Raw genomic sequence first — 16,759 nt, 5'->3', positions numbered from 1 at the left:
GAAATGGTGATGCCGGGTGACAACGTCAAGATGGTCGTCACCCTGATCAACCCGGTGGCAATGGACGAAGGCCTGCGCTTCGCCATCCGCGAAGGCGGCCGTACCGTCGGCGCCGGCGTGGTCTCGAAGATCATCGAGTAAGCCTGCAGTACCGGTGGTTGCATAGCGCCGCCGGTTACGCGAATGGCGGGCCGGGAACCTCGGTCCGCCTTCGCCGTCTAAGGGAAGGCAAGTTTTCAACGTACGCCAGTAGCTCAATTGGCAGAGCAGCGGTCTCCAAAACCGCAGGTTGGGGGTTCGAGTCCCTCCTGGCGTGCCATCTGCCCACCTTACCCAGCGGCCTGCGCCGCTAAAGCAGACACAGCCGGATGAATAGCAAGATCGAACACTCCAAGGACAACTCCGCCCACGGCGGGGATATCGTCAAGTACGTCGCCGCATCGCTGCTGGTGCTGGCCGGTCTGTTCGTCTGGTTCTGGTTCTCCGCCGACTCTGGTCGCGCCGCCCAGCTGGGTGCGTGGGCAGGTCAGCTGCGTGCGTTGGCGGTCGTGGTCGGTCTGGTTGGCGGTATCGGCGTGTTCATGCTGACCGGCAAGGGGCGCGACACCCGCGAATTCCTCTCCGAGTCGCGCTTCGAACTGCGCAAGGTGGTCTGGCCGACGCGCCAGGAAGCCATCCGCATGACCTGGGTCGTGATCGTCGTGGTGCTCATCCTCAGCCTGCTGCTGGGTGGCTTCGACTTCCTGATCCAGAAACTGACTCAGTGGTTCCTGAGCCGCTAAGGAGAATTGCATGAAGCGTTGGTACGTCGTTCACGCCTATTCGGGCTTCGAGAAGTCGGTGGCGCAGGCCCTGCGCGATCGCATCGTCCGTGACGGCATGGAAGAGCGCTTCGGCGACGTCCTGGTCCCGACCGAAGAAGTGGTCGAGATGCGCGCTGGCCAGAAGCGCCGCTCCGAGCGCAAGTTCTTCCCGGGTTACGTGCTGGTCCAGATCGAGACCCACGAAGAAGCCGGTATTCCGCGCATCGACAACGAAAGCTGGCACCTGGTCAAGGAAACCCCGCGTGTGATGGGCTTCATCGGCGGTACTGCCGATCGTCCATTGCCGATCGCCGATTCCGAGGCCGAGGCCATCCTGAACCGCGTTCAGGAAGGTGTCGAGAAGCCGCGTCCGAAGGTGCTGTTCGAGCCGGGCCAGATGGTCCGCGTCACCGACGGTCCGTTCAATGATTTCAATGGCGTCGTCGAAGAAGTCAACTACGAGAAGAGCCGTCTGCGCGTCTCGGTGCTGATCTTCGGTCGTGCGACCCCGGTCGAACTCGAGTTCGGCCAGGTCGAAAAGGCCGTCTGACCTGTCTGTAGCGTCGAGCATGGCTCGGCGTCGGACCAGAAACCGGGCCTGGCCCGGTTTCGTTCGTTTACCTGCCGCTTCAGGCATGTGAAGAAAAAACCTGTTATAGTTCGCGGCTCCCTGCTGGGAAAGCCAGCAGAACGAGGCCGCCGCTAGGTGGCCTTCAGCATGATTTCAAAACGCGATGCCGGGACGCGTGATTCCCGGTCCGATGGGGAGCCTGTTGTCGAAAGGCGCTAGCACCCGGAGAGCACTCACATGGCAAAGAAAGTTGTCGGTTACATCAAGCTGCAGGTGAAGGCCGGTCAGGCCAACCCCTCGCCGCCGGTCGGTCCTGCGCTGGGTCAGCGTGGTCTGAACATCATGGAATTCTGCAAGGCGTTCAACGCTGCCACGCAGAAGCTCGAGCCGGGTCTGCCGGTTCCGGTGATCATTACGGCCTACTCGGACCGTACGTTCACCTTCATCACCAAGAGCACCCCGGCTACCACCCTGCTGAAGAAGGCCGCTGGCATCTCGTCGGGCTCCAAGCGCCCGAACACCGAGAAGGTCGGCAAGGTCACCCGTAAGCAGCTGGAAGAGATCGCCAAGGCGAAGGAACCGGATCTGACTGCCGCCGACCTGGACGCCGCCGTGCGTACCATCGCTGGCTCTGCCCGTTCCATGGGCCTCGTGGTGGAGGGTTAATAAGATGGCACAGACCAAGCGTGAGAAGGCCATCAAGGCCGCCGTCGTTCCGGGCAAGGCGTACGCCTTCGAGGACGCGATCAACATCCTGAAGACCGCCACCAAGGCCAAGTTCGTCGAGTCGATCGACGTTGCCGTGCGCCTGGGCGTCGATGCGAAGAAGTCCGACCAGCAGGTCCGTGGCTCCACCGTGCTGCCGGCCGGTACCGGCAAGTCGGTCCGCGTCGCCGTGTTCGCTCCGGCCGGTGCCAAGGCTGATGAAGCCCTGGCCGCTGGCGCCGAAGCCGTCGGTATGGACGATCTGGCCGAGAAGATGCAGGCCGGTGATCTGAACTATGACGTCGTCATCGCGACCCCGGACGCCATGCGCGTCGTCGGTAAGCTGGGCACCGTGCTGGGCCCGCGCGGCCTGATGCCGAACCCGAAGGTCGGCACTGTTTCCCCGAACCCGGGTGAAGCCGTGAAGAACGCCAAGTCGGGTCAGGTCCGTTACCGCACCGACAAGGCCGGCATCATCCACTGCACCATCGGCAAGGCCGACTTCGCCGAAGACGCGCTGAAGTCGAACCTGACCGCGCTGCTGCTGGACCTGATCAAGGCCAAGCCGGCCACCTCGAAGGGCACCTACCTGCAGAAGGTTTCGGTCAGCTCGACGATGGGCCCGGGCGTCACCGTCGACCAGTCGTCGCTGACCCTGAAGTAATTGTTTCAAGCGGTCACGGTACCTTCGGTGCCGTGATCGTGACATTTGAAGGCATCGCTGGCAGTGCATCGCCTGCGGTAGCCGTCAAAGACCGCAGGCGCGGTCGTGGCAATACCGGCGACGGGCACGGAAGCTCGATCTGGCAAGGAGTCGCCGCCGGAGCAGTCATGAGCGCTTAATCGATTCCCCGGAATCACCCTGCGTAGATGGTGCCCTTCTGGAGTTTTTCTGGTTCACGCACGTCTGGGTTTCCCAGGTTGGCCCACTCCAGGTCTAGAACGGCCCACCCCCGGAACATCATCCCGATGTTCCCGGCGTCCAGGACGGATGCCGCACAGGACCGCACACGGCAGGAGCCGTAAGCGGAGTTCAATAGGAGGAGTGCAATGGCTCTCAATCTGTCCCAGAAGCAAGAAGTAGTCGCCGAGCTGGCAGACGTCGCCGCCAAGGCCCACTCCTTGATCGCAGCCGAATACGCTGGCACCACGGTCGCCCAGATGACCGCGATGCGCAAGCAGGCTCGTGAAACCGGTGTTTTCTTGAAGGTTGTCAAGAACACCCTGGCTTCGCGCGCCGTTGAAGGCACCGAGTTCGCAGTCGCCCAGGACCAGATGGTTGGTCCGCTGCTGTACGCGTTCTCGCTCGAGGAGCCCGGCGCTGCCGGTCGCCTGATCAAGGAAGCCGCCAAGGGCAACGACAAGCTGAAGGCTAAGGTCGTCGCCATCGGTGGCGAAGTGTTCCCGGCAAGCCACGTCGAAGTGCTGGCCTCGCTGCCGACCCGCGACCAGGCCCTGGCCATGCTGGCCCGCGTCCTGACCGAGCCGGTCACGATGTTTGCCCGCGCCATCAAGGCCGTTGGCGAGAAGCAGGGGGGTGGCGATGTCGCCGCCGACGCTGCCGAGCCGGCCGCCGAGACCGCCTGAGTTTCGACTTACCGTGGTTCCTGACGGAACCTCAACCCAGAAAATCATCCAAAGGTATTAATCATGTCCCTTACCAACGAACAGATCGTCGACGCCATCGCCGAGAAGTCCCTGATGGAAGTGATGGAGCTGGTCAAGGCCATCGAAGAGAAGTTCGGCGTCTCCGCCGCTGCTCCGGTTGCCGTGGCTGCTGCCGCTGGCCCGGCCGCTGCTGTTGAAGAGCAGACCGAGTTCACCGTCACCCTGAAGACCGCCGGCGAGAAGAAGGTCGAGGTCATCAAGGCCGTCCGCGCCATCACCGGCCTGGGCCTGAAGGAAGCGAAGGACCTGGCCGAAGCCGGTGGCGTCCTGAAGGAAGGCGCTTCGAAGGAAGACGCCGAGAAGATGAAGAAGGACCTGGAAGCTGCTGGCGCGACTGTCGAAGTCAAGTAAGCAGTTACCTTGCATCGTCACCTATTCACGGCGATGCAGCCAAGGCTGGGGGCGTAAGCCCCCGGCCTTTGGTCGTTGTTGCGGTACCGGTAGGGTCGACTGTTAGTCGACTGTTTCAAAAGCAGGAAAAAGCCCAACACGGGCTGCAGTCAAACCCCGGCAGGCCAGCGCACGGCGCGGCAGCGGGGGAGTGGTAGCAGACGAGTTGGCAGTTGGAAGTAGCGGGAGAAGGCGTGCTGGTGCCGGCAATACCAGCGACTTCCAACTGACAATTTCAAGTTCCCTTCGGATCGTGGGCGCACGATCCGCACAACAAGGTGGAAGACCTCATGACGTCCTATTCGTTCACCGAAAAAAAGCGTATCCGCAAGGATTTCGGCAAGCAGCGCTCGATTCTCGAAGTGCCGTTCCTGCTCGCCATCCAGGTGGATTCCTATCGTGAATTCCTGCAGGAAAACGTCGATCCGGCCAAGCGCACGGACCACGGCCTGCACGCTGCGCTGAAGTCGGTCTTCCCGATCGCCAGCTACAGCGGCAATGCTGCCCTGGAATACGTCGGCTACAAGCTGGGCGAACCGGTCTTCGACGAGCGTGAGTGCCGCCAGCGCGGCATGAGCTACGGCGCCCCGCTGCGCGTGACCGTGCGCCTGGTGATCTACGACCGTGAGTCGTCGACCAAGGCCATCAAGTACGTGAAGGAGCAGGAGGTCTATCTGGGCGAAATCCCGCTGATGACCGAGAACGGCACCTTCATCGTCAACGGCACCGAGCGCGTCATCGTCTCGCAGCTGCACCGCTCGCCGGGCGTGTTCTTCGACCACGACCGTGGCAAGACCCACAGCTCGGGCAAGCTGCTGTACAGCGCCCGCATCATTCCTTACCGCGGCTCCTGGCTGGACTTCGAGTTCGACCCGAAGGACGCGCTGTTCACCCGTATCGACCGTCGCCGCAAGCTGCCGGTGTCGATCCTGCTGCGCGCGCTCGGCTACAGCAACGAAGAGATGCTGGCCGAGTTCTTCGAGATCAACACCTTCCACATCAACCCGGATGAAGGCGTCCAGCTGGAGCTGGTGCCGGAGCGCCTGCGTGGCGAAACCCTGGGCTTCGACCTCGCCGACGGCGACAAGGTCATCGTGGAAGCCGGCAAGCGCATCACCGCGCGCCACATCAAGCAGCTGGAAGCCTCGGGCATCGCCGCCCTGGCCGTGCCGGACGACTACATCGTCGGCCGCATCCTGTCGCACGACGTGGTCGATGCCTCGACCGGCGAACTGCTGGCCCAGGCCAACGACGAGATCACCGACGAGCAGCTGCAGGCCTTCCGCAAGGCCGGCGTCGATGCGGTCGGCACCCTGTGGGTGAACGACCTGGATCGTGGCCCGTACCTGTCCAACACCCTGCGCATCGATCCGACCAAGACCCAGCTGGAAGCCCTGGTCGAGATCTACCGCATGATGCGTCCGGGCGAGCCGCCGACCAAGGATGCCGCGCAGAACCTGTTCCACAACCTGTTCTTCACCTTCGAGCGCTACGACCTGTCCGCGGTCGGCCGCATGAAGTTCAACCGTCGCGTGGGCCGCAAGGAAACCACCGGCGAAGCCGTGCTGTACGACAGCAAGTACTTCGGTGAGCGCAACGACGAAGAGTCCAAGCGCCTGGTCGCTGCCCACGGCGACAGCTCCGACATCCTGGACGTGATCAAGGTCCTGACCGAGATCCGCAACGGTCGCGGCGTGGTCGATGACATCGATCACCTGGGCAACCGTCGCGTGCGTTCGGTCGGTGAAATGGCCGAGAACGTGTTCCGCGTCGGCCTGGTCCGCGTCGAGCGCGCGGTCAAGGAGCGCCTGTCGATGGCCGAGTCGGAAGGCCTGACCCCGCAGGAACTGATCAACGCCAAGCCGGTCGCCGCTGCCATCAAGGAGTTCTTCGGCTCCTCGCAGCTGTCGCAGTTCATGGACCAGAACAACCCGCTGTCGGAAGTGACTCACAAGCGTCGCGTCTCGGCCCTGGGCCCGGGCGGTCTGACCCGTGAGCGCGCCGGCTTCGAAGTGCGCGACGTGCACCCGACCCATTACGGCCGCGTCTGCACCATCGAAACCCCGGAAGGCCCGAACATCGGCCTGATCAACTCGCTGGCCGTGTATGCCCGCACCAACCAGTACGGTTTCCTCGAGACCCCGTACCGCAAGGTCGTGGACGGCAAGGTCTATGACGAAGTCGAGTTCCTGTCGGCGATCGAAGAAAACGAGTACGTCATTGCGCAGGCCAACGCCCTGACCAATGCCGACAGCGTGCTGACCGAGCAGTTCGTTCCGTGCCGCTTCCAGGGCGAATCGCTGCTGAAGCCGCCGGCGGAAGTCCACTTCATGGACGTCTCGCCGATGCAGACCGTGTCGATCGCGGCCGCGCTGGTTCCGTTCCTGGAGCACGATGACGCCAACCGCGCACTGATGGGCGCCAACATGCAGCGTCAGGCCGTGCCGACCCTGCGTGCGCAGAAGCCGCTGGTCGGTACCGGCATCGAGCGCGCCGTGGCGCGTGACTCCGGTGTGACCGTGAACGCCCGTCGTGGTGGCGAGATCGTGCAGATCGACGCGGCCCGCATCGTGGTCAAGGTCAACGAGGAAGAGATCGTTGGCGCCACCGACGCAGGCGTGGACATCTACAACCTGGTCAAGTACACCCGTTCGAACCAGAACACCTGCATCAACCAGCGCCCGCTGGTCCAGGTCGGTGACGTCATCGCCCGCGGCGACGTGCTGGCCGACGGTCCGTCCACCGACATCGGCGAACTGGCCCTGGGCCAGAACATGCTGATCGCGTTCATGCCGTGGAACGGCTACAACTTCGAAGACTCCATCCTGCTCTCCGAGCGCGTGGTGGAAGAGGATCGTTACACCACGATCCACATCGAAGAGCTGACCTGCGTCGCGCGTGACACCAAGCTGGGGCCGGAGGAAATCTCCGCCGACATCCCGAACGTCTCCGAGCAGGCGCTGAACCGCCTGGACGAGAGCGGCGTGGTGTACATCGGTGCGGAAGTCCGCGCCGGCGACATCCTGGTCGGCAAGGTCACCCCGAAGGGCGAAAGCCAGCTGACCCCGGAAGAGAAGCTGCTGCGCGCGATCTTCGGCGAGAAGGCTTCGGACGTGAAGGACAGCTCGCTGCGCGTTCCGCCGGGCATGGACGGCACTGTCATCGACGTGCAGGTCTTCACCCGCGACGGCATTGAGAAGGACAAGCGCGCCCGCCAGATCGAAGAGTCTGAAATCAAGCGCGTCAAGAAGGACTTCGACGACCAGTTCCGCATCCTGGAAGCCGCCATCTACATGCGTCTGCGTTCGCAGATCGTGGGCAAGGTGGTCAACGGTGGCGCTGGCCTGAAGAAGGGTGACGTGATCACCGACGCCTTCCTGGACGGCCTGAAGAAGGCTGACTGGTTCGCCCTGCGCATGAAGGACGAGGACGCTTCGGAAGCCATCGAGCGCGCGCAGAAGCAGATCCAGGCGCACGAGAAGGAGTTCGAGCGTCGCTTCGCCGACAAGCGCGGCAAGATCACCGCCGGTGATGACCTCGCTCCGGGCGTTCTGAAGATGGTCAAGGTGTTCCTGGCCGTGAAGCGCCGCATCCAGCCGGGCGACAAGATGGCTGGCCGCCACGGCAACAAGGGTGTGGTCTCCAACGTGGTGCCGGTCGAGGACATGCCGTACATGGCCTCGGGCGAAACCGTGGACATCGTGCTGAACCCGCTGGGCGTGCCGTCGCGTATGAACATCGGCCAGATCCTGGAAGTGCACCTGGGCTGGGCCGCCAAGGGTCTGGGTCGCAAGATCCAGGCGATGATGGAAGCCCAGGCGGCGGTCGCCGACCTGCGCAAGTTCCTGGACGACATCTACAACCACGACGACACCAACGTGGCCAACCGTGTCGACCTGTCGCAGTTCAGCGACGAGGAACTGCTGCGCCTGGCCCGTAACCTGACCGACGGCGTGCCGATGGCTACCCCGGTGTTCGACGGCGCCACCGAAGCGGAAATCAAGCGCATGCTGGAACTGGCCGACCTGCCGAGCAGCGGCCAGACCCAGCTGTACGACGGCCGCACCGGTGAAGCCTTCGATCGCCACACCACTGTTGGCTACATGCACTACCTGAAGCTGAACCACCTGGTCGACGACAAGATGCACGCCCGTTCGACCGGTCCGTACTCGCTCGTCACCCAGCAGCCGCTGGGCGGCAAGGCGCAGTTCGGCGGCCAGCGCTTCGGTGAAATGGAAGTCTGGGCGCTGGAAGCCTACGGCGCGGCCTACACCCTGCAGGAAATGCTGACGGTGAAGTCCGATGACGTGCAGGGCCGCAACCAGATGTACAAGAACATTGTCGACGGTGAGCACGAGATGGTCGCGGGCATGCCGGAATCCTTCAACGTGCTCGTGAAGGAAATCCGCTCGCTGGCCATCAACATGGAACTGGAAGACAACTGATCCATGCCGGCGCGGCGGCCTCCGCCGCCGCGCCGCTGGCAGTCAACTGAAAGCCCATCGACACAGCATTCCTCCTTCTGGAGAACACCATGAAAGACCTGCTCAACCTCTTCAACCAGCAGCGCCAGACGCTGGACTTCGACGCGATCAAGATCGCGCTGGCCTCGCCGGACCTGATCCGTTCGTGGTCCTTCGGCGAAGTGAAGAAGCCGGAAACCATCAACTACCGTACCTTCAAGCCGGAACGCGACGGCCTGTTCTGCGCCGCCATCTTCGGCCCGGTGAAGGACTACGAGTGCCTGTGCGGCAAGTACAAGCGCATGAAGCACCGCGGCGTGGTCTGCGAAAAGTGCGGCACCGAAGTGACCCTGGCCAAGGTGCGCCGTGAGCGCATGGGCCACATCGACCTGGCGTCGCCGGTCGCGCACATCTGGTTCCTGAAGTCGCTGCCGTCGCGCATCGGCCTGATGCTGGACATGACCCTGCGCGATATCGAGCGCGTGCTGTACTTCGAAGCGTACGTGGTGACCGAGCCGGGCCTGACCGCCCTGGAGCGCCGCCAGCTGCTGACCGAGGAACAGTACCTGCAGGCCCGCCAGGAGCACGGTGACGACTTCGACGCCGCCATGGGCGCCGAGGCCGTGTACGAACTGCTGCGCACGATCGACCTGCAGTCGGAAATGACCCGCCTGCGCGAGGAAATCGCCGCTACCGGTTCGGAAACCAAGCTCAAGCGCCTCACCAAGCGCATCAAGCTGATCGAGGCCTTCCTGGAATCGGGCAACCGTCCGGAATGGATGGTCATGACCGTGCTGCCGGTACTGCCGCCGGACCTGCGCCCGCTGGTCCCGCTGGATGGCGGCCGCTTCGCGACCTCCGACCTGAACGACCTGTACCGCCGCGTCATCAACCGCAACAACCGCCTGCGCCGCCTGCTCGAGCTGAGCGCGCCGGACATCATCGTGCGCAATGAAAAGCGCATGCTGCAGGAATCGGTCGATGCGCTGCTGGACAACGGCCGTCGCGGCCGTGCCATCACCGGCACCAACAAGCGCCCGCTGAAGTCGCTGGCCGACATGATCAAGGGCAAGCAGGGTCGCTTCCGCCAGAACCTGCTCGGCAAGCGTGTCGACTACTCGGGCCGTTCGGTCATCGTGGTCGGTCCGTACCTGCGCCTGCACCAGTGCGGCCTGCCGAAGAAGATGGCGCTGGAGCTGTTCAAGCCGTTCGTCTTCGCCAAGCTGCAGCGTCGTGGCCTGGCCACCACCATCAAGGCCGCCAAGAAGCTGGTCGAGCGCGAAGAAGCCGAAGTCTGGGACATCCTGGAAGAGGTCATCCGCGAGCATCCGGTGATGCTGAACCGTGCGCCGACCCTGCACCGTCTGGGCATCCAGGCGTTCGAGCCGGTGCTGATCGAAGGCAAGGCCATCCAGCTGCACCCGCTGGTCTGCACCGCGTTCAACGCCGACTTCGACGGTGACCAGATGGCCGTCCACGTGCCGCTCTCGCTGGAAGCCCAGCTGGAAGCGCGTGCGCTGATGATGTCGACCAACAACATCCTGTCGCCGGCCAACGGCGAGCCGATCATCGTGCCGTCGCAGGACGTCGTGCTGGGTCTGTACTACATGACCCGCTCGCTGGAAAACAAGAAGGGCGAGGGCATGGCCTTCGCCAACATCGCCGAAGTGAAGCGTGCCTACGACAACCGCGTGGTGGAACTGCACGCCAAGGTCAAGGTCCGCATCACCGAGGTGGTGACCGACGAAGACGGCAACAAGCAGAACAAGACCTCGATCGTGGACACCACGATCGGTCGCGCCCTGCTGGCTGAAATCCTGCCGGAAGGCCTGCCGTTCGCGCTGGCCAACACCGAGCTGACCAAGAAGAACATCAGCCGCCTGATCAACTCCAGCTACCGCCAGCTGGGCCTGAAGGACACGGTCGTGTTCGCCGACAAGCTGATGTACACCGGCTTCGCCTACGCGACCCGCGCCGGCGTCTCGATCGGCATCGACGACATGCTGATCCCGGACGAGAAGAAGGGCATCCTCACCGAGGCCGAAGCCGAAGTGCTGGAAATCCAGGAGCAGTACCAGTCGGGCCTGGTCACCGCCGGCGAGCGCTACAACAAGGTGGTCGACATCTGGTCGCGCACCAACGAGCGCATCGCCAAGGCGATGATGGATACCATCGGTACCGAGAAGGTGGTCAATGCCAAGGGCGAGACCATCGACCAGAAGTCGATGAACTCGCTGTACATCATGGCCGACTCCGGTGCGCGTGGTTCGCAGGCGCAGATCCGTCAGCTGGCCGGCATGCGCGGCCTGATGGCCCGCCCGGACGGCTCGATCATCGAGACGCCCATCAAGGCGAACTTCCGCGAAGGCCTGAACGTGCAGGAGTACTTCAACTCCACCCACGGTGCCCGTAAGGGTCTGGCCGATACCGCGCTGAAGACCGCGAACTCGGGTTACCTGACCCGTCGTCTGGTCGACGTCGCGCAGGACGTGGTGATCACCGAGGTGGATTGCGGTACCACCGAAGGCCTGATCATGACCCCGATCGTGGAAGGCGGCGACGTGGTCGAGCCGCTGAAGGACCGCGTGCTGGGTCGCGTGGTTGCCGAGGACGTGTTCCTGCCGGGCAACGACGAGGATCCGATCGTCACCCGCAACACCCTGCTCGACGAAGCCTGGGTCGCCAAGCTGGAAGATGCCGGCGTGCAGACCATCAAGGTCCGCTCGACCATCTCCTGCGAATCGGCGTTCGGTGTCTGCTCGCGCTGCTACGGCCGCGACCTGGCCCGTGGCCACCTGGTCAACATCGGTGAAGCGGTCGGCGTCATCGCCGCGCAGTCCATCGGTGAGCCGGGTACCCAGCTGACCATGCGTACGTTCCACATCGGTGGTGCGGCGTCGCGAGCTGCAGCGGTCGACAACATCACCGTCAAGACCACCGGCTCGGTCAAGTTCAGCAACCTCAAGTCGGTCGAGCATGCCAACGGCTCGCTGGTCGCAGTGTCGCGCTCGGGCGAAATCTCGGTGCTCGATGCCCACGGCCGTGAGCGTGAGCGTTACAAGCTGCCGTACGGTGCGACCATCACGTCCAAGGACGGTGATGCGATCAAGGCTGGCCAGACCGTGGCCAACTGGGATCCGCATAACCACCCGATCGTGTCGGAAGTGGCCGGCTTCATCCGCTTCATCGACTTCGTTGATGGCATCACCGTCATCGAGAAGACTGACGAGCTGACCGGCCTGGCTTCGCGCGAAATCACCGATCCGAAGCGTCGTGGTACCCAGGCCAAGGACCTGCGCCCGATCGTGCGCATCGTCGACGCCAAGGGCAACGACCTGTCGATTCCGGGCACCGACCTGCCGGCGCAGTACCTGCTGCCGCCGCGTTCGATCGTCAACCTGCAGGACGGCGCCCCGGTGGGCGTGGGCGACGTCGTCGCCAAGATCCCGCAGGAAGCGTCGAAAACCCGCGACATCACCGGTGGTCTGCCGCGCGTGGCCGACCTGTTCGAAGCGCGCAAGCCGAAGGATCCGGCGGTGCTGGCCGAGCGTTCGGGCATCATCAGCTTCGGTAAGGACACCAAGGGCAAGCAGCGCCTGATCATCAAGGACACCGATGGTTCGGAGCACGAAGAGCTGATCCCGAAGTACCGCCAGGTCATCGTGTTCGAAGGCGAGCATGTCACCAAGGGTGAAACCATCGTGGACGGCGAGCCGAGCCCGCAGGACATCCTGCGCCTGCTGGGCGTCGAGCCGCTGGCGGCCTACCTGGTGAAGGAAATCCAGGACGTGTACCGCCTGCAGGGCGTGAAGATCAACGACAAGCACATCGAGGTGATCACCCGCCAGATGCTGCGCAAGGTCGAGATCACCGATCAGGGCAGCAGCAAGTTCCTGAACGGCGAACAGGTGGAGCGTCAGCGCGTTATCGAGGAAAATGCGCGCCTGTCGGCCCGCAACGAGCTGCCGGCGCACTTCGATCCGGTCCTGCTGGGTATCACCAAGGCGTCGCTGGCGACCGAATCGTTCATCTCGGCCGCTTCGTTCCAGGAAACCACCCGCGTGCTGACCGAAGCGGCCGTCCGCGGCACCTCGGACAACCTGCGTGGCCTGAAGGAAAACGTCATCGTGGGTCGCCTGATTCCGGCCGGTACCGGCCTGGCGTACCACAGCAACCGCCGTCGCGGCGCTTCCGGTCTCACCGAGTCGGAAATGCAGACCCTGGCCGGTACCCCGGCCGCGGTCGAGGCGCCGGTGGTTGAAGCCGAAGCTGAACAGGCGTCGGGCGAAGAATGAGGTAGCCGGTCCGGCCGCAAGGCCGGACCACCCCATCGGTCCATCGACGGGATTGGGAAAGGGCAGGGGAGATCGTCCGCGATCGACCCTGTCAACCTGAACGGGGTACATGGAGGCCCCCCAGTAACGTCCCGGGATCAGGGACGGGCTTGACAGGAGGCGTTTGACTGCTTTCCTGGCAGGTTGCTACAATCGTCTGTCTCAGCAGGCCAGAATTTCGGCCTGCTTTAACATTTCCGCATCTCTGGTCGGATTTTCCGGCCACCAATCAGAAGAACCTACTGATGGCGACGATCAACCAGCTGGTCCGCAAGCCGCGGCAAGCGACCACCTACAAGAGTGCCTCGCCGGCGCTCGACAAGTGCCCGCAGCGCCGTGGCGTCTGCACCCGTGTCTACACCACCACTCCGAAGAAGCCGAACTCGGCTCTGCGCAAGGTTGCCAAGGTCCGCCTGACCAACCAGGAAGAAGTGATTTCCTACATCGGTGGTGAAGGCCACAACCTGCAGGAGCACTCCGTGGTCCTGATCCGCGGCGGTCGCGTCAAGGACCTGCCGGGTGTGCGTTACCACACCGTTCGTGGCTCGCTCGACGCCGCCGGCGTTGCCAAGCGTCGCCAGGCCCGTTCCAAGTACGGCGCCAAGCGTCCGAAGGCATAAGGAGAGAGCACTATGTCGCGTAAGGGTAATACTCCGCAGCGTTCCGTCCTGCCCGATCCGAAGCACGGAAGCGAAACCATCGCCCGCTTCATCAACATGGTCATGCAGAGCGGCAAGAAGTCCGTCGCCGAAAAGATCGTGTACGGCGCCATGGACGTGATCACCGAGAAGAACAGCAGCGCCAACGCCATTGAACTGGTGCAGAAGGCTCTGGACAACGTCGCTCCGGCGGTCGAAGTCAAGTCGCGTCGCGTCGGTGGTGCCACCTACCAGGTGCCGGTCGAAGTGCGTTCGTCGCGCAAGATGGCCCTGGCCATGCGCTGGCTGATCGACTCCGCGCGCAAGCGTGGTGAGAACACCATGCCGAAGAAGCTGGCTGCTGAACTGATCGACGCCTCGGAAAACCGTGGCGGCGCCATCAAGAAGCGCGAAGAAACCCACCGCATGGCCGAAGCCAACAAGGCATTCGCCCACTACCGCTGGTGAGTTTGACGGCCTTGTAAAACAGGCAGGGCAGCACCACTTCGGTGCGTGCTGCCTCGCGGTCCCAGAAGGGCTGCGCCAATCCGAAGGCCGCCGAAAGGCGGCGTTCGGCCATCCGAAATCCAAGAAATCTGAGAGGCTCCCGTGGCCCGTTCCACTCCCATCGAGCGTTACCGTAACTTCGGCATCATGGCTCACATCGATGCCGGCAAGACCACCACGTCCGAGCGCATCCTGTTCTACACCGGCAAGAGCCACAAGATCGGTGAAGTGCACGACGGCGCCGCCACCATGGACTGGATGGAGCAGGAGCAGGAGCGTGGCATCACGATCCAGTCCGCTGCCACCACCGCGTTCTGGAAGGGCATGGACAAGTCCCTGCCGGAGCACCGCTTCAACATCATCGACACCCCCGGGCACGTCGACTTCACCATCGAAGTGGAGCGCTCGCTGCGCGTGCTCGACGGTGCCGTCTTCGTCCTGTGTGCCGTCGGTGGCGTGCAGCCGCAGTCGGAAACCGTGTGGCGCCAGGCCAACAAGTACCACGTGCCGCGCATCGCGTTCGTCAACAAGATGGACCGCACCGGTGCCAACTTCCAGAAGGTCGTCGGCCAGCTGAAGGCCAAGCTGGGCGCGGTCGCCGTGCCGATGCAGCTGCCGATCGGCGCTGAAGATAACTTCAAGGGCGTTGTCGACCTGCTGAAGATGAAGGCCATCCATTGGGATGAGGCTTCGCAGGGCATGAAGTTCGAATACAGCGACATCCCGGCCGATCTGCAGGCGGCTGCCGAAGAGGCTCGCCAGTTCATGGTCGAGACCGCTGCCGAAGCCAGCGAAGAGCTGATGGAAAAGTACCTGGGCGGCGAAGAGCTGGCCGAGGCTGAAATCATCAACGCGCTGCGTACCCGCACCCTGGCCACCGAGATCGTGCCGATGTACTGCGGCTCGGCCTTCAAGAACAAGGGCGTGCAGGCCATGCTGGACGGCGTGATCCAGCTGCTGCCGTCGCCGGTCGACGTGCCGGACGTGAAGGGCGTGGACGTTGACGACGACACCGTCGAGATGACCCGCAAGTCGGACGACAAGGCTCCGTTCTCGTCGCTGGCCTTCAAGATCATCACCGACCCGTTCGTCGGCGCGCTGACCTTCTTCCGCGTCTACTCGGGCACCCTGAACGGTGGCGACACCGTGCTGAACTCGGTGAAGGGCAAGAAGGAGCGCATCGGTCGCATCCTGCAGATGCACTCGAACAACCGCGAGGAAATCAAGGAAGTTCTGGCTGGTGACATCGCTGCTGCCGTGGGCCTGAAGGACACCACCACCGGTGACACCCTGTGCGCCGTGGACGCGCCGATCATCCTGGAGCGCATGACGTTCCCGGAGCCGGTGATCTCGATGGCCGTCGAGCCGAAGACCAAGTCGGACCAGGAAAAGATGGGTCTGGCCCTGGGCCGTCTGGCGCAGGAAGATCCGTCGTTCCGCGTCAAGACCGACGAAGAGTCCGGCCAGACCATCATCTCGGGCATGGGCGAGCTGCACCTGGACATCATCGTCGACCGCCTGAAGCGCGAGTTCAACGTTGAAGCCAACGTCGGCGCGCCGCAGGTGGCCTACCGCGAAACCATCACCCTGGCCGACGTCAAGTCGGACTACAAGCACGCCAAGCAGTCCGGTGGTAAGGGTCAGTACGGTCACGTCGTGATCGAGCTGTCGCCGATCACCGCTGAAGACCGTGCCGATCCGAAGCTGGCTCCGGCCATCAAGGACGACTTCCTGTTCATCAACGACATCACCGGCGGCGTGATCCCGAAGGAATTCATTCCGTCGGTTGAAAAGGGCCTGCGCGAAACCATCACCAGCGGTCCGCTGGCTGGCTTCCCGGTCGTGGACGTCAAGGTGAAGCTGGTGTTCGGTTCGTACCACGACGTCGACTCCTCGGAAATGGCGTTCAAGCTGGCTTCGTCGATGGCCTTCAAGCAGGGCTTCGCCAAGGCCAAGCCGGTGCTGCTGGAGCCGATCATGAAGGTCGAGATCGTGACCCCGGAGGATTACCAGGGTGACGTGATGGGCGACGTCAGCCGTCGTCGCGGCGTGCTGCAGGGTTCCGACACCACCGGTGACGGTTCGGCCAGCATCATCAACGCGATGATCCCGCTGGGTGAAATGTTCGGCTACGCCACTGCGCTGCGTTCGCAGACCCAGGGCCGCGCCACCTTCACCATGGAATTCGATCACTACGAGCCGGCTCCGACCAACATCGCTGAAGCCGTCATGAAGAAGGGCTGAGCCTCGCTCAGCCTCTCTTGAAACCACTTACGAACAATCAAGGTATAGAACAATGGCAAAGGGTAAGTTCGAGCGCACCAAGCCGCACGTCAACGTCGGCACCATCGGTCACGTCGATCACGGCAAGACCACGCTGACCGCCGCACTGACCAAGATCGGTGCCGAGCGCTTCGGTGGCGAGTTCAAGGATTACTCCTCGATCGACGCCGCGCCGGAAGAAAAGGCTCGTGGTATCACGATCTCGACCGCGCACGTCGAATACGAATCCCCGATCCGTCACTACGCCCACGTTGACTGCCCGGGCCACGCTGACTACGTCAAGAACATGATCACCGGTGCCGCCCAGATGGACGGCGCGATCCTGGTGTGCTCGGCCGCTGACGGCCCGATGCCGCAGACCCGTGAGCACATCCTGCTGTCGCGCCAGGTCGGCGTG

At 63.4% G+C, this 16,759-nt stretch carries 13 protein-coding genes and 1 tRNA gene; all 14 read left to right on the top strand.

All coding sequences use genetic code 11. The annotated features are described in order from the left end of the window. On the top strand, positions 1-141 hold a 141-nt coding region (locus AC5QAB_RS20825; protein WP_487247787.1), incomplete at its 5' end, for an EF-Tu C-terminal domain-related protein. Positions 142-243: 102 nt separating this feature from the next. Then, positions 244-319: transfer RNA gene (locus AC5QAB_RS20820), tRNA-Trp, on the top strand. Between the two features lie 49 nt (positions 320-368). Beyond that, complete coding sequence (gene secE, locus AC5QAB_RS20815) at positions 369-782, top strand: preprotein translocase subunit SecE (RefSeq protein WP_004154361.1); 414 nt, start codon at positions 369-371, stop codon at positions 780-782. Positions 783-792: 10 nt separating this feature from the next. Next, complete coding sequence (gene nusG / locus AC5QAB_RS20810; protein ID WP_004154362.1) at positions 793-1,353, top strand: transcription termination/antitermination protein NusG; 561 nt, start codon at positions 793-795, stop codon at positions 1,351-1,353. A 258-nt stretch (positions 1,354-1,611) separates the two neighbouring features. Continuing rightward, positions 1,612-2,040, top strand: coding sequence for a 50S ribosomal protein L11 (rplK, locus tag AC5QAB_RS20805; protein WP_004145248.1), 429 nt, complete (start codon positions 1,612-1,614; stop codon positions 2,038-2,040). Between the two features lie 4 nt (positions 2,041-2,044). After that, positions 2,045-2,743 (top strand): 50S ribosomal protein L1, encoded by a 699-nt coding sequence (rplA, locus tag AC5QAB_RS20800; protein WP_014646045.1) that lies wholly within the window; start codon positions 2,045-2,047, stop codon positions 2,741-2,743. A gap of 386 nt (positions 2,744-3,129) precedes the next feature. Then, on the top strand, positions 3,130-3,666 hold the full coding sequence (gene rplJ / locus AC5QAB_RS20795) for a 50S ribosomal protein L10 (protein WP_010480377.1): 537 nt from the start codon (positions 3,130-3,132) through the stop codon (positions 3,664-3,666). Between the two features lie 63 nt (positions 3,667-3,729). Next, positions 3,730-4,098 carry a 50S ribosomal protein L7/L12 gene (gene rplL, locus AC5QAB_RS20790; RefSeq protein ID WP_014646047.1) on the top strand — a complete coding sequence of 123 codons (369 nt, stop codon included), beginning with the start codon at positions 3,730-3,732 and terminating at the stop codon, positions 4,096-4,098. Positions 4,099-4,427: 329 nt separating this feature from the next. Further along, positions 4,428-8,582 (top strand): DNA-directed RNA polymerase subunit beta, encoded by a 4,155-nt coding sequence (rpoB, locus tag AC5QAB_RS20785; protein WP_014036099.1) that lies wholly within the window; start codon positions 4,428-4,430, stop codon positions 8,580-8,582. Positions 8,583-8,671: 89 nt separating this feature from the next. Then, positions 8,672-12,895: a DNA-directed RNA polymerase subunit beta' gene (rpoC, locus tag AC5QAB_RS20780; RefSeq protein WP_014646049.1), complete on the top strand. Its 4,224-nt coding sequence runs from the start codon at positions 8,672-8,674 to the stop codon at positions 12,893-12,895. 284 nt (positions 12,896-13,179) lie between these two features. Continuing rightward, positions 13,180-13,554 carry a 30S ribosomal protein S12 gene (gene rpsL, locus AC5QAB_RS20775; RefSeq protein ID WP_004145320.1) on the top strand — a complete coding sequence of 125 codons (375 nt, stop codon included), beginning with the start codon at positions 13,180-13,182 and terminating at the stop codon, positions 13,552-13,554. Positions 13,555-13,566: 12 nt separating this feature from the next. Further along, positions 13,567-14,040 carry a 30S ribosomal protein S7 gene (gene rpsG / locus AC5QAB_RS20770; protein WP_004145321.1) on the top strand — a complete coding sequence of 158 codons (474 nt, stop codon included), beginning with the start codon at positions 13,567-13,569 and terminating at the stop codon, positions 14,038-14,040. A gap of 141 nt (positions 14,041-14,181) precedes the next feature. Continuing rightward, on the top strand, positions 14,182-16,323 hold the full coding sequence (gene fusA, locus AC5QAB_RS20765; RefSeq protein WP_014646050.1) for an elongation factor G: 2,142 nt from the start codon (positions 14,182-14,184) through the stop codon (positions 16,321-16,323). A 52-nt stretch (positions 16,324-16,375) separates the two neighbouring features. Continuing rightward, positions 16,376-16,759: GTP-binding protein (locus AC5QAB_RS20760; RefSeq protein WP_495233384.1), on the top strand; the 384-nt coding region annotated here is incomplete at its 3' end.

Source organism: Stenotrophomonas sp. YJH_SMC_127 (assembly GCF_059372445.1).
Note: the sequence above shows the minus strand (reverse complement) of the source record. Positions and strands in the feature narration are given on the sequence as shown.